Below are 13,210 nucleotides of genomic sequence, written 5' to 3' on the forward strand. Positions count from 1 at the left end.
CGGTAGCCAGGCCTCCGCGGGGCACACGCAGGCGAAATCTGGACCTCGTCTCGGCTCGACATGATCGGCAGGACAGAGCCTAGACGATCGCGTGGCCGTACTCGGCGGCGAGCGGGGCCAGGTCGGGCTCGCCGTAGTCGGCGACCATCGCCTTGAACACCGCGGCCTTGTCGTCGCCGAAGCGGTTCACGGCCACCGCGTACGCCGCGGCGGAGACGAACCGGGGCGGCGTCGACTTGCTGTGAAACTTGTCCGCGTACATCACCAGACGCTCCTCCCCGGTCTCCGCCACGTAGTCGTCCACCGGCAGGGGCAGCCCCTGCCGGTGCACGTCCTCGCGGGTCAGCCCGACGCCGGTGTGGTGGGAGCAGAACCGGCACAGCGTCTCGGCGAACCCGAGCCCGGCGAGGACCTCGTGGCCGAGCAGGCCGTGGCGGATGTAGGCCTCACCCGCGCCGAGCCGGTACACCCCGATGTCGTGCAGCAGGCAACCGGCGCGCACGAGGGCCGGGTCCAGATCGGGCCCGGCGAGCGGGGCGGCGATCCGGGCGACGATCTCGCAGTGCGTGTACACCAGCGCGAAGGCCTGCGGCGTGGGCGCGAGACGCTCGTGCAGCGCCCGGATCTCGGCGTCGGTCGGGATCCTCATGCGGGCAGGTACTGCCGCACGGCCGAGCTGACCGCGGTGCGATGCGCGCCCAGGGTGCGCAGGTCGGCCACCTTGAGCGCCTCCCCGCCGCCGATGACCCGGCCCCGCCAGTCCGGGTGCGCGGCGAGCCCGGTGCCGGGCCGGGGCACGATGAGCAGCGTGGGGCGGCGGAAGAAGCCGCGCCGCCGGACCTCGACCCGCTCCAGCTGCGCCCAGGCCACGTGCACCGCGCGGCCGCGCACGGTGACGGTGAGCCCGTGCTCGTCGATGAGCAGGCGGTGCGGCTCGCCCGGGGCCCGGACCATGCGGACGATCGAGCTGCCGAGCCACACCAGGATGTACACCCAGATCAGCAGGGTCGGGATGATCCCCAGGTCTTCGTTGCCGGTCGGCTCGTAGACGGCCCCGAAGGCCAGGATGCTGCCGAGGAAGAACGGCAGGATCCACAGGATCCGGGCCGCCGCCTTGCCGATGATCGCGCCGGTGCCGGTGCGGAAGTCGGCCGGCATCCGGCCCCCGGCGGGGAAGAACGGCGGCAGCGGCGCCGGCGGCGCGGGCATCATCGGGACGGCCTGCTGGGGGATGACCGGCCGCTGCGGCACGATCGGCGCGGCGCCGGGGCTGACCGGGCTCAGCGCGCCCCACCCCGGGGACACGGGCTGCGGGGAAACCGGCGTCGCGGAGACGGGCATCGACGGCGGGCGCTGGGCCGGCATCGGCGCCGGCGGCGTGACCGGATGCTGGGCCGGCATCGGCATCGGCGGCGGGACCGGGTGCCGGGCCGGCATCGCGGGGTGCCGGGCCGGGGCCGGCGCCGGGGCCGGCGGGGCCGGGACCCGGTGCGCGGGGATTTCCGTGACCAGCGCGCCCTCCGCCACCACCAGCTCGGGCTGGTCGAGGACCGTCGGGGCGATGCCGAGCGCGCGGTGCAGCTCGGTCGCGACCAGCGGCATCCGGGTCGACCCGCCGACCAGGAACAGCCCCGCCACCTGCTCGCGCGGCACCCCGGACGCGGCGACGGTGGCCGCGGTCACCGCGACCGTCTGCGCGATGAGCGGCCGCGCCCGCTGCTCCAGCTCGTCCCGGGTGACGTGCAGGTCGCGGTCGAGAATCGGCACCAGCAGCCCGGCCGACGACTCGCGGGACAGCCGCTCCTTGAGCATCCGGGCGTCGTCGCGCAGGGCCCGGGCGGCCCGCCGATCGGGGGCGCTGCGCGGGGCCGACAGCCGCGCCCAGGCGTCGGGGTCGCTCGCGCCGGCGACACCCCCGATCTGCTGCACGACGAGCTCGTCGAGGTCGACGCCGCCGACGTCGTCGAGCCCGCGGTACGCCAGCGTCTCGAACCCGCCCGCACCGCGCCGGACGACGGAGGCGTCGAAGGTGCCGGCGCCGAGGTCGTACACGACCACGCTCGCCCCGGGCGGCACCCCGCGCCCGAGGACGGCGGTGAAGTAGAGCCCGGCCGCGACCGGCTCCGGCACCAGCCGCGGCGGCGGGAACCCGGCCCGGCGCGCCGCCTCGGTCAGCACGCCCCGGCGGGCCGAGCCCCACTCGGCCGGGTAGGTCATGACGAGGTCGTCGACGCCCCGCCCCGCCACCTGCCGCGCCTCGGCCGCGACCCGCGCGAGCGTGGCCGCGACGGCATCGGTGAGCGGCACCGTCGCGTCGCCGAGCAGCAGGTCGGGCTCGTCGACGTGCCGCTTCGGGTTGGGCTCGAACCGCACGGGGTCGAGCTTGGCGCTGTTGATCGCGTCGCGTCCGGTCGCGAGGTGCCCGTCGGGCATGGCGTGCACGGCGGAGGGCAGCAGCGGCGACCCGTCGAACAACAGCGGCCGCGTCTTGCCGTCGGGCCAGCGCAGGATGGCCACGGTGTTGGACGTCCCGTAGTCGACCGCCAGCGCGAACCTGCTCACGACGGTGACCCTACGCGACGGGGCGTGGGCCGCGAGCCACGGCGGGCTTCGGTAGGGTGGCCCGCGTGCGAGTCGTGGTGGCCGAGGACCTTGCCCTGCTGCGCGACGGCCTGATCCGGCTGCTCGAGGCCCATCAGTTCGAGGTCGTCGCCGCCGTCGGGACCGGGCCCGAGCTGCTCCGCGCGCTCGTCGAGCGGCGGCCCGACGTGGCCGTCGTCGATGTGCGGCTCCCGCCCACGCTCACCGACGAAGGGCTGCGCGCCGCGCTCGCGGCCCGGGCCGAGGTGCCGGGGCTCCCGGTGCTCGTGCTCTCCCAGTACGTCGAGCGCCTCTACGCCCGCGAGCTGCTCGCCGACGGGCGGGGCGGCATCGGGTACCTGCTCAAGGACCGCGTCTCCGACGTCGACGAGTTCGTGGCGGCCGTGCGGCGGGTCGCGGCCGGCGGGACCGCGCTCGACCCGACCGTCGTCGCGGCGCTGCTCGACAGCCGCCGGCAGACGCTGCCGCTGGACCGCCTGACCCCCCGGGAGCGCGAGGTGCTCGCGCACATGGCCCAGGGCCGCTCCAACGCCGCGATCGGCGCCGCGCTGTTCATCACCGAGAAGGCCGTCGCCAAGCACACCAACAGCATTTTCGCCAAGCTCGGCCTGCAGGCCTCCGAGGACGACAACCGCCGCGTCCTCGCGGTGCTGGCCTACCTGGAAGGCGAACTGGGGTAGTAGTACCACCGCCGGACGGGTTCCACCGTCCTCGATGGCGAGCGGCCCGGCGAAGAAGCTCATACGCATGACAATCGACCAGGCCGTCGCCGCCGGGCCCGTCCGGCGGTCCGAGCGGGCCCTCGCCCCCGACCTCGCCCGCGGGGCCATGCTGCTGTTCATCGCGCTCGCCAACGCGGCCAACTTCGCGTTCAAAGGCCAGCCCGGGCTCGAAACCCATCCGCACGGCCTCGCCCGGTTCGTCAACCTCGGGCTCGCCACGTTCGTGGACAGCCGTGCGTACCCCGTGTTCGCCGTCATGTTCGGCTACGGCCTCGTCCAGCTGGCCCGGCGCAACCCCGACCGGGTGCTGCTGCGCCGCAACGGGCTGCTCGTCGCCTTCGGGGCGGTGCACGCCACCCTGCTGTACTTCGGCGACTTCCTCGGCGCCTACGGCATCGTCGGCATCGTGGCGACCCTGCTCCTGGTGCGCCGCGGCGACCGCTTCCACAAGGTGGTCCTCTGGCTCTGGGGCATCCAGACGGTGTACGCGCTCATCTTCGCCGGCATCGCGCTCGCGAACGCGCACGGCGGGACGGCCGGGATCGTGAACAGCCCGAACCCGTCGCTCGCGGCGCCCACGTACCTCGGCTCGATGCTCGACCGCCTCGCCGAGTGGCCGGTGCACACCGCGACCGTCCTGCCGTTCATCGTCATCGTCTGGCTCGGCATCTGGGCGGCGCGCCGGCGGGTGCTCGAGGAGCCGGCCGCGCACCGCACGCTGCTACGCCGCACCGCCGTCGTGTCGCTTGGCATCTCCACGCTGGGCGCGCTGCCCTACGCGCTCATCTGCGCCGGGCTCGTGCACGCCGGCCCCGGTACCGTCGAGGCCATGGCCCAGGTCCACGGCGTCACCGGCGAGTACGGCGGCCCCGGCTACGTCGCCCTCTTCGGCCTCGTCGCGCTGAAGCTCGGCGGCCGCACCCCGCGGCCCCTCGAGCCCGTGGTGGCGCTCGGGCAGCGGTCGCTCAGCGGGTACCTGCTGCAGTCGCTCTGCTGGGTCGCGCTCTTCAGCCCGTGGGCGCTGCACCTGGGCGGGACGTGGGCCGCGGCCGTCTGCGCGGTCGTGGTCTGGGCGGCGTCGGCCTTCGCGGCGAAGATGCTGGCGGACCGGGGCCGCCGAGGCCCGGCCGAGACGGTCCTGCGGAAGTTCGCCTACCGATGAGGATGACCATGACGACGACGCTGACGGTACGCAAAGCCGCCATCGGCTGTGTCGTCATGGCCGTCGCCGACCTCACGGTCTGGGTGGCCACCGGCGGCGGGTACTTCTGGCCGGCCTGGACCATCCTCGGCCTCTCGCTGCTGCTCGGCGCCTACGCGCTGATCCGGCGGCGGGAGGCCGCGCTGGCCGCCCGGGTCGACACGCTGACCCGCTCCCGCCGCGGCGCCGTGGACCGGCAGGCGGCCGAGCTCAAGCGCGTCGAGCGCGACCTGCACGACGGCGCCCAGGCCCGGCTCGTGTCGCTGTCGCTGACCCTCGGGCTGGCCGGCCACCTGGTCCGCCTCGACCCCGACGGCGCCGCGAAGCTCGTCGAGGAGGCCCGCACGACGGCGGTCGCGGCCCTGGACGACCTGCGCGCGGTGATGCACAGCATCCACCCGGCGGTGCTGGCCGACCGCGGCCTGCGCGACGCGGCCCGCGCCCTGGCCCTGAACCTGGCCGTGCCGGTCACCGTGGCCGGCGACGAGCCGGGGGAGCTGTCCCCGGCGGCGGAGACGGCGGCCTACTTCGCGATCTCCGAGTGCCTCGCGAACGTGGTCAAGCACAGCGGCGCGACGGCGGCGACGGTGACGTTCGCGCGGACGGCCGCGGCGCTGCGCATCACGGTCGAGGACGACGGGCGCGGCGGCGCCGACCCGGGGGCGGGCACGGGCCTGCGCGGCATCGCGGAGCGCCTGGACGCGGTCGACGCCACCCTGGCCGTGCACAGCCCGGCGGGCGGCCCGACCCGGGCCACGATCACGGTTCCGGCGGATCGCTGAAGTCGCCCGCGGGCACAGCCGCGACGGTGGTCAGGGGGCCGCCGTCTCCTCCGCCCGGGCGTGCAGGGCGCCGGGAAGGCCGCCGGACGACCGCGCGGCCCGGCGCAGGCGGGTGGCGCCGTTGCCCTCGTCGCGCAGGCGCAGCAGGCCGGCCTGGACCAGCTCGAGGTCGCCGTGGGCGGCGAGGGCGGGCGCGATCGCGGTGAACAGCTCGGCGATCATGTCCCCGGCCAGCCGCGCGGTCCGCCGGAGCGGATCGGTGAGCGTGCCGGCGAGGCCGGTGTGGCAGGCGTTCCAGTGCGCGGCCCGCAGCAGGTGTTCCGGTACCGCCGGCGCCGCCTTTTCCGCGCGCACCTCGGCCGACAGGGTGGCGACGAGGCCGCGGACCAGCGCCGCGAGCAGCACCGTGTCGTCGCTCGTCGGGCACGCGTCGGCGACGCGGACCTCGACGGTGGGGTAGAGCAGCGACGGGCGCGCGTACCACCAGACGAGCTCGGGCTCGAACATCGAGCCCGACGCGACCAGCTCGGCCACCGTGCGCTCGTAGTCGGCGAAGGAGTCCAGCGGCGGCGTCGGGCCGATGCCGGGCCAGCGCTCGCCCGCGATCCCGCGCCAGCTGTCGTGGCCGGTGTCCTCGCCCCCGGCGAACGGGGAGTTCGCGGTCACCGCCTGCAGCAGCGGCAGCCACGGGCGCAGCGCGGTGCACACCCGCACGGCGAGGTCGCGGTCGGGCACGCCGACGTGCACGTGGGCGCCGCACAGGGCCGGGTCGCGCGCGATCGGGCCGTAGTGGCGGGCGATCGCGCGGTACCGCGGCGAATGGGCCACGCTGCGATCCGGCTCGGCGACCGGCGTGGCGCCCACCGCGACGAGCCGCACCCCGGTCCGCCGCGCGGCCTCGGCGGCGGCGCGGCGGTTGGCCGCGAGGTGCCCGCGCAGCTCGCCGAGGTCCGTGCACACCGGCGTCACCATCTCCAGGATGCTGAGGCGGAACTCGTGGCGGCTGGCCGGCCGCAGCTCGGCGGGCAGCGCGGCCCGCACCCGTTCGACGAGCGGGAGGCTGTGCCACGACTCGGGGTCGAGCAGCAGGAACTCCTCTTCCACCCCGACGGTCAGCGGCACCGGACCAACCTAACCCAGCGCGCTCAGGCCATGAGCGCGACGGTCTTGCGGGCGGTCTTGCGGCGGTACATCTCCGCGTCGGCGTCGCGCAGCAGCGCGTCGAGCCCGGCCGGGGTGCCGGTGGCCACGCCCACGCTGGCGCCGACGCGCGCCTCGGTGCCGCCGAGGGCGTACGGCTCGCTCAGCGCCCCGGTCAGCGCGTCGGCCAGGCGCCGGGCCGCGTCCGCGTCCGTGTGCGGCAGCACGACCGCGAACTCGTCGCCGCCGAGCCGCACGATGACACCGCGGAGCCGCCCGGCCCGGCGAGGAACCACAACGGCACGGCGAGCGCGAGGGTGCCCAGGGCGAGCAGCACGGGGTCGCGCGCGAGCCCGCCGGCCGACGATCGTGGCGCCATGCGACCTCCCCGTTGGATCTCCTCAGGGAAGGGTTCGGCCGCGGCGCGGGGCACCTGAGCGGGCCGGGCGGAAGCAACCGCCCGGCAACCGCCTTACCGTTCGGGGATCACGGCGCCGTCCAGCCAGTGGCCACGTGCCCGATGCGCACGCGCTGGGGATGGTCGCCGACCGGGACGCTCGTGACCTTCTGCCCGGTGGCGAAGCTGATCGCGGTCACCTGGTCGGCGCCGGACTCGGAGATCACGCAGTCGCGGCCGTCGCCGCTGACCGTCGCCCAGTAGGGCTTGCTCGCCGGTACCAGCGCGCCCTCCTGCAGCGTGGCGCGGTCCACGACGGTCGCGTAGTCGTCCATGGTGCCGGCCACGCAGAGCTTCGCGCCGTCCGGGCTCATCGACAGGCCGTGGTGGCGGGAGTCGTTGACCCACGTGGTGCGGTCCGCGCTGGTCGCCGGGTTCTTCGGCAGCTCCTTGACGCGGGTGATGCGGTCGGCGGCGACGTCGTACTCCACGAGGCCGTTGAAGAAGGACACCTGGAAGTACAGCGTGCGCTCGTCCGGGGTGAACACGGCCGGGCGGACGGCGTCGGAGAGGTCGCCGCGGCCGAACGCGTCGAGCCGCTGGCGCATGTCGATGGTGCGGACCACCTGGAACGTGTGCGTGTCGGCGACGGTGATGTGCCGGTCGCCCTTGGTCCAGTCCAGCCAGGGGTCGTCCAGCGCCGTGTTGACCTCGCCGATGGACATGTTCCACAGGTACCGGCCGCCGCCGGTGTAGATGTTCTCGTGCGGCTTGTCGCCGGCGCCGAACGAGCCCAGCTGGCGGCCGGTGGCGATGTCCAGCACGTGCACGGTGTTCGAGGTCGAGGCGGAGACGGCGACCTGGGTGCCGTCGGGGGAGACGGCCATGTGGTCGGCCCGGTAGCCCGACACCGGGAAGCGCCAGCGCAGCGCGCCGGTGCGCAGGTCGATGGCGGCGACGTCGGCGAAGCTGGGCCGGGACACGACGAGCGCGCTGCCGTCCGGGGTGGTGTACATGTCGTCGACGAGCTGGTCGTGGCCCTCGCCCGGGCCCTGCTGGACGCCGAGGTAGAAGGCGAGGCGGACCGGGTTGAGGTAGATCTCCAGCAGCCGCTGGCCGCGGTCGGGCACGACGTTGATCCGGCCGAGCTTCGCGTAGGTGCCGCCGGAGCGGATCACGTCGACCGTGCCGTCCCAGTTGTTGCCGACGAACATCACCTCCTGCAGCGCGGGCGCCGCGGCGGCGGGCGCGGGCGCGGCGGCGACGGGCACGAGGGCGGTGGCGAGCAGTGCGAGGCCGGCGAGTACGGCGCGCCGGCGCTTGGCGGGAATGGCAGTCACGCGGCCTCCCTGGGCTTTGTCGTTACTCTGCGGTAACCTCCAGCAAAATCGCCGATCGGTGGCGGTCGATAGGTTCCCGCGCACAACGCCGCGCCGGGCGGTTGTGCCGCACCCACAAGCGAGGCAGATGTGCCCACCCCGCTCGCGCCGCTGCTGGCCGCCCTGGCCGGCGACGAGGGCCTGGTCGACGAGCTCGTCGCCGCCGCCCGCGCCGCCTCGCCCGACGTGGCGCGGCTGCCCGCCCCCGAGAGCCGCCGGCACGTGGCGCTGCTGCTGTCCGCCGGCATCGCCGCGTTCGCGGGCGCCGACCCGGACTTCGCCGAGGCGGCCCGGCTCGGGGGCGACCGGGCCGCGCAGGGGGTGCCGTGCGCGGGGCTGCTGTGCGCGATCCGGGCCGCGCGGACCCGGGTGCTGGAGGTCGCCGTGCCGCTCGGCCGCGCCGCCGGCATCCCCGACGAGGTACTGCTGGGCGCGGCCCTGGACTTCGACCGGTACGTCGGCGCCCTGGAACGCCACGTGGTAGAGGGCTACCACGCCGCCGAGCGGGCCCGGGCCCGCGGCCGCCGCGACCAGCGCGACGGGGTGCTGCGCGCGCTGCTGCTCGCGGGCGGCTCGGACGAGGCGGCGGCGGTGGGGCTGCGGGCCGGCGGGCGGTACCGCTGCGTCGTCCTCGACGTCACCGACCCGGCCCGCGCGGAGGCGCTCGAGCCGCGGCTGTCGGCGTGCGGCGGGGTCTTCGGCACCGTGGAGGGCCGCCTCGCCGGGCTGGCCCCGCGCACCCCGGCCGGCCTCGGCCCCGGCGTCACGGCCGTGGTCGGCCCGCCGCTGCCGCTGGAGCGCGCCGGCGACGGCTACCGCCTGTGCGTCGCCGCGCTCGCCGGGGCCGCGCGGTTCGAACGCACCGGCGTGCACACCGTGGCGGCCCTGGCCGCCGAGACCGCCCTGGCCGCCCAGCCCTCGCTGGGCGCGGCGCTCGCCGAGGCGCTGCTGGGCCGCCTCGACCCGGCCGACGCCTTCCACCGCGAGCTGGCCGGCACCGCCCTGGCCTACCTCGACCACGGGCGCCGCCTCGACCGCACGGCCGCGGCCCTGCACGTGCACCCGAACACGGTCCGGTACCGGCTGCGGGCCCTGCACGAGCGCACCGGCCTGCCCGTCGACGAGGACGGCGCCCCGGTGCTCACGACCCTGCGCTGCTGGTGGGCGCTGGAGGCCTGGCAGCGCGGGACATCCGGCCGGCGCTGATCCGCAACTCGTGAGCGCCGCACGCGTTGGACCGGTATGCGGCGCGCGGCGGCACTACTCGTCCTGTTCCTGCTCGGGGCCTGCGGGGCCGCGGCCGAGCCGGCGCACCCCGCGCCGAAGCTGCTCGTCGGGTACTACCTGCCGCGCGGCGGGGCGCAGCCGTACCACGTCGCCGACCTGGAGCGCAGCGGCGCGGCCGACCGGCTCACCCACCTGGTCTACGCGTTCGGCGCCGTCACCGGGGGGCGCTGCGCGGGCGCCGCCGAGGGCGAGTTCGGGCAGCTGCGCGAGCTCAAGCGGCGCCACCCGAGGCTGAAGGTGCTGTGGTCGTTCGGCGGCTGGACCGGCTCCGCGGGCTTCACCGACGCGGCCCGCGACCCGGGCGCGTTCGCCGCCTCGTGCCGGGCCCAGCTCGACGACCCGCGCTGGGCCGGGCTCTTCGACGGGATCGACGTCGACTGGGAGTACCCGAACGCCTGCGGTGCCGCCTGCGACACCAGCGGGCCGGGCGCGCTCGCCGCGGTGGTGTCGGCGCTGCGGGCGGCGCTGGGCCCGGACCGGCTCGTCACCGCGGCCGTGACCGCCGACGCCACGGCCGGCGGGCGGCTCGAGCGGGCCGACTACGCGGCGGCGGCCGCGGGGCTGGACTGGATGATGGCGATGACCTACGACTACGCCGGCACCGGGGACCCGGCCGGGCCCACCGCGCCCCAGGCGGCGCTGCGCGGGTACCCCGGCATGGCGCACCCGGGCGCCGACGCCGAGACGGCGATCGGCCGCCTGCGCGGCGACGGCGTGCCCGCGGCGAAGATCCTGCTCGGCATCGGCTTCTACGGCCGCGGCTGGACCGGCGTCACCCAGGACGCGCCGGGCGGCCCGGCGAGCGGCCCGGCCCCGGGCGGGCGCGGGCCGGGCGCCGAGGACTACCGCGTGCTCAGCGCCGCCTGCCCGCCGACCGGGACCGTCGGCGGGACGGCCTACGCCCGGTGCGGCGGGCAGTGGTGGAGCTACGACACCCCGCAGACCCTGGCCGGCAAGGCCGCCTACGTGCGCGAGCAGGGCCTCGCCGGCGCGTTCTGCTGGGAGCTCGGCGGCGACACCCCCGACGGCGCGCTGCTGGGCGCGCTGCACGCGGGCCTACGGTGAGGCGGGCCGGCGGTACCGCGGCCAGCGGTTGGTGTGGATCTCGATGACCGACGCCGGGCAGCGGTTCGCCGCCTCGTAGGCCGCCTCCTGGTGCTGCGCCGGCGGGTGCTCGGCCAGCAGGATCACCACGCCGTCGTCGTCGCGCTGGTCGAACACGTCCGGGGCGACGAGCGCGCACACGCCCGAGCCGATGCACCTGTCCAGGTGGACCTCGACCCGCATCAGAGCCCGTCCTCGAGGGCCGGGAGCACCTCGTCCCAGGCGACAGGCACCGCGACCGGCCCCAGCACCGCGGTCCGGGTCTTGAAGCGGATGTCGTCGAACGGCACCGCCAGCCGCAGCGACGGCACCCGCGGCGGCAGCGTCGCCAGAACGGCGGTCAGCTCGAGCCGGGCCAGCTGCTGCCCGACGCACTGGTGCGGCCCGTGCCCGAAGCCGACGTGCGGGCCGGGCGCGCGGCCGACGTCGAGCCGGTCGCCGTCGGCGTACAGCGCCTCGTCGCGGTTCGCGGACTGGATCGCCACCACCACGAGGTCGCCCGCCCGCACCGGCTGCCCGGCGATCTCGGTGTCGGCGACGACCTCGCGCAGCAGGCCGGCGCCGACGCCGAGGTAGCGCACGAGCTCCTCGGCCGCCCCCGCCGCCAGCTCCGGCCGCTCGCGGAGCCGGGCCAGCTCGTCCGGGTGCTCCAGCAGCGCCAGCACCCCGTGGCCGATCATGCTCGCGGTGGTGTCGTAGCCGGCGATGAGCAGCCCGGCGCTCATGGCGATCAGCTCGTTGTCGGTGAACGGCCGGTCGGTCTGGTCGCTGCGCACGATCATCCGGCTGAGCACGTCCTCGCCGGGCTCGGCGCGGCGGGTCACGACCATGCCGTAGAGGTACTCCAGCAGCGGCTTCAGCGCCGCGGCCACCTCGTCGGCGCTGGACGCGCCCGCGAACAGGGCCTCGGCCGCGTGCTGGAACAGCGGCCGGTCGGGCTCGGGCACGCTGAGCAGCTCGGCGATGACGCCGGTGGTGACCGGCCGCGCGAAGGACGCGTAGAGGTCGACCGGCGGCGCGGTCTGCGCGAGCGCGTCGAGGCGCGCGTCGACGATGCGCTGCACGAGCGGGCGCAGCTGCGCGATCCGCCGCATGTTCGACACCTCGGGCGCCATGTGCCGGCGGAAGCGCAGGTGCTCGGCGCCGTCCATGCGCGAGAAGTCGCCCTCGCCGGGCCCGTCGCCGGCGTAGCCGGCGAGGATGTGCGCGGCGGTGCCGGGCCGGTTGCTGAAGCGCCGCGGGTCGCCCAGCACCTCCCGCACGTCCGCGTAGCGGGTCACCAGCCAGGCGTCCAGGCCGGTGGGGCAGGCCACCCGGGTCACCCCGCCCGCGGCGCGCAGCTCGGCGTACTCCGGAGGCGGACCGAACGGGCAGCGTTGCTCCCCGGCGAGCGGCAGCTCACGCACGGCAGTCATTCGAACCCCAATCGCGACGATGCGTTCATATTGGTCGATGGATTGGCGACTCGCCAAGGACCCCCGGCCAAATTTGTCCTCCCGTTTCGTGACAAATGGGTCCGGCCGCGGTGGATCATGTAAAGAGCTGGTAACAGGTGAAAGTCGGTTGTCGACAATCGGCGGTCGACCGTTAAGGTTCTGGCATGCCCCACACAGCGGTGCTGATCGCCACTTACCTGGAGCCCGAGCACGTCGACCGCATCGCGGCCGCGGCCCCGGGCGTCGAGGTCCTGTACGAGCCGGAGCTGCTGCCGGTCCCGCGGTACCGCTGCGACCACACCGGCACCCCGCGCCCGCTGAGCGCCGCGCAGGGGCAACGGTGGGAAGGGCTGCTCGCCCGGGCCGACGTCTCCTTCGACTTCGACTGGCAGGACCCGGCGCGACTGGCGCAGCGGGCGCCCCGGCTGCGCTGGGTGCAGGCCACCAGCGCCGGCATCGGCGGCTTCGTGCAGCGCACCGGCCTGGAGCGCAGCGACATCACGTTCACCACCGCGGCCGGCATCCACGCCGTCCCGCTCGCCGAGTTCGCCGTCGCCGGCGCGCTGTACTTCGTCAAGGGCATCCCCGAGCTGCGCCGCCGCCAGGCCGCGCGGAGCTGGGAGCGGTACACCACCGCCCAGCTGGCCGGCCGGACCGTCACCGTCGTCGGCGTCGGCGGCATGGGCCGGCAGGTCGCCCGCTCCTTCGAGGCCCTCGGCTGCACCGTCGCCGGCGTCGGCCGCGACCGCATCGCCGCGCTCGACGACCTGCTGCCCGCCACCGACGTCCTCGTCCTGTGCTGCCCGCTCACCCCCGAGACCGAGGGGCTGATCGGGGCCAAGCAGCTGGAGCTGCTGCCGGAGGGGGCCATCCTCGTCAACATCTCGCGCGGCCCGGTCGTCGACGAGCCGGCCCTCGTGGCGGCGCTGACCGGCGGGCGGCTCGCGGGCGCCGCGCTCGACGTGTTCACCGCCGAGCCGCTGCCGGCCGCCTCGCCGCTGTGGGACCTCGACTCCGTGCTGGTCTCGCCGCACTCGGCGTCCACCGTCGCCACCGAGAACGCGGCGATCACCGACCTGTTCTGCGACAACCTGCGCCGCCACCTGGCCGGGGAGCCGCTGCGCAACCTCTACCACCGCGACCGCGGCTACTGAAGGAGCG

The 13,210-nt window shown here is 75.8% G+C and carries 12 protein-coding genes and 1 pseudogene; 6 read left to right on the forward strand and 7 right to left on the reverse strand.

Annotated elements, in window-relative coordinates:
* Window positions 1–79: 79 nt before the first annotated feature.
* Window positions 80–649 carry an HD domain-containing protein gene (locus ACPPVO_RS17475; protein WP_360389335.1) on the reverse strand — a complete coding sequence of 190 codons (570 nt, stop codon included), beginning with the start codon at window positions 647–649 and terminating at the stop codon, window positions 80–82.
* Entirely contained in the window at window positions 646–2,562 is a 1,917-nt protein-coding gene (locus ACPPVO_RS17480; RefSeq protein WP_426512256.1) for an Hsp70 family protein, read from the reverse strand. The genes ACPPVO_RS17475 and ACPPVO_RS17480 overlap by 4 nt, the downstream gene beginning before the upstream one ends.
* 65 nt (window positions 2,563–2,627) lie before the next feature.
* On the opposite strand from ACPPVO_RS17480, the gene ACPPVO_RS17485 reads away from it, so the two are divergent.
* From ACPPVO_RS17485 to ACPPVO_RS17495, 3 genes are all read left to right on the forward strand, one after another.
* Window positions 2,628–3,281 (forward strand): response regulator transcription factor, encoded by a 654-nt coding sequence (locus ACPPVO_RS17485; protein ID WP_360389339.1) that lies wholly within the window; start codon window positions 2,628–2,630, stop codon window positions 3,279–3,281.
* Between the two features lie 67 nt (window positions 3,282–3,348).
* Window positions 3,349–4,485, forward strand: coding sequence for a DUF418 domain-containing protein (locus ACPPVO_RS17490; protein WP_426512257.1), 1,137 nt, complete (start codon window positions 3,349–3,351; stop codon window positions 4,483–4,485).
* Window positions 4,486–4,493: 8 nt separating this feature from the next.
* Window positions 4,494–5,306 (forward strand): sensor histidine kinase, encoded by an 813-nt coding sequence (locus ACPPVO_RS17495; protein ID WP_426512258.1) that lies wholly within the window; start codon window positions 4,494–4,496, stop codon window positions 5,304–5,306.
* A gap of 30 nt (window positions 5,307–5,336) precedes the next feature.
* Here the strand turns inward: ACPPVO_RS17495 and ACPPVO_RS17500 are convergent, their stop codons facing one another.
* From ACPPVO_RS17500 to ACPPVO_RS17510, 3 genes are all read right to left on the reverse strand, one after another.
* Complete coding sequence (locus ACPPVO_RS17500; protein ID WP_426512259.1) at window positions 5,337–6,428, reverse strand: carboxylate-amine ligase; 1,092 nt, start codon at window positions 6,426–6,428, stop codon at window positions 5,337–5,339.
* 23 nt (window positions 6,429–6,451) lie between these two features.
* Window positions 6,452–6,703 carry a diguanylate cyclase domain-containing protein gene (locus ACPPVO_RS17505; protein WP_426512260.1) on the reverse strand — a complete coding sequence of 84 codons (252 nt, stop codon included), beginning with the start codon at window positions 6,701–6,703 and terminating at the stop codon, window positions 6,452–6,454.
* A 229-nt stretch (window positions 6,704–6,932) separates the two neighbouring features.
* Entirely contained in the window at window positions 6,933–8,183 is a 1,251-nt protein-coding gene (locus tag ACPPVO_RS17510; RefSeq protein WP_426512261.1) for a YncE family protein, read from the reverse strand.
* Between the two features lie 129 nt (window positions 8,184–8,312).
* Between ACPPVO_RS17510 and ACPPVO_RS17515 the strand changes: the two genes are divergently transcribed.
* Together ACPPVO_RS17515 and ACPPVO_RS17520 are read left to right on the forward strand one after the other, a co-directional pair.
* Window positions 8,313–9,428: a helix-turn-helix domain-containing protein gene (locus ACPPVO_RS17515; RefSeq protein WP_426512262.1), complete on the forward strand. Its 1,116-nt coding sequence runs from the start codon at window positions 8,313–8,315 to the stop codon at window positions 9,426–9,428.
* Window positions 9,429–9,551: 123 nt separating this feature from the next.
* Window positions 9,552–10,574 (forward strand): annotated as a pseudogene (locus tag ACPPVO_RS17520) (glycoside hydrolase family 18 protein); the annotation flags it as partial.
* On the opposite strand, the gene ACPPVO_RS17525 reads toward ACPPVO_RS17520, so the two are convergent.
* Window positions 10,566–10,796, reverse strand: coding sequence for a ferredoxin (locus tag ACPPVO_RS17525; RefSeq protein WP_426512263.1), 231 nt, complete (start codon window positions 10,794–10,796; stop codon window positions 10,566–10,568). The pseudogene ACPPVO_RS17520 and the gene ACPPVO_RS17525 sit on opposite strands and share 9 nt — an antisense overlap.
* Complete coding sequence (locus ACPPVO_RS17530; RefSeq protein ID WP_426512264.1) at window positions 10,796–12,019, reverse strand: cytochrome P450; 1,224 nt, start codon at window positions 12,017–12,019, stop codon at window positions 10,796–10,798. Before ACPPVO_RS17530 ends, ACPPVO_RS17525 begins: the two co-directional genes overlap by 1 nt.
* A gap of 194 nt (window positions 12,020–12,213) precedes the next feature.
* Between ACPPVO_RS17530 and ACPPVO_RS17535 the strand changes: the two genes are divergently transcribed.
* Entirely contained in the window at window positions 12,214–13,203 is a 990-nt protein-coding gene (locus ACPPVO_RS17535; RefSeq protein ID WP_426512265.1) for a D-2-hydroxyacid dehydrogenase, read from the forward strand.
* The last annotated feature ends 7 nt before the right edge of the window (window positions 13,204–13,210 follow it).

The organism is Dactylosporangium sp. McL0621 (assembly GCF_049995355.1).
Lineage (GTDB): Bacteria > Actinomycetota > Actinomycetes > Mycobacteriales > Micromonosporaceae > Dactylosporangium.

What these genes read in the sequence shown, in the direction of transcription:
- ACPPVO_RS17495 (WP_426512258.1), top strand. Translation starts at nt 4,494, where the DNA reads ATGACGACGACGCTGACGGTACGCAAAGCCGCCATCGGCTGTGTCGTC.
- ACPPVO_RS17490 (WP_426512257.1), top strand. Translation starts at nt 3,349, where the DNA reads ATGACAATCGACCAGGCCGTCGCCGCCGGGCCCGTCCGGCGGTCCGAG.
- ACPPVO_RS17535 (WP_426512265.1), top strand. Translation starts at nt 12,214, where the DNA reads ATGCCCCACACAGCGGTGCTGATCGCCACTTACCTGGAGCCCGAGCAC.
- ACPPVO_RS17525 (WP_426512263.1), bottom strand. Translation starts at nt 10,796, where the DNA reads ATGCGGGTCGAGGTCCACCTGGACAGGTGCATCGGCTCGGGCGTGTGC.
- ACPPVO_RS17475 (WP_360389335.1), bottom strand. Translation starts at nt 649, where the DNA reads ATGAGGATCCCGACCGACGCCGAGATCCGGGCGCTGCACGAGCGTCTC.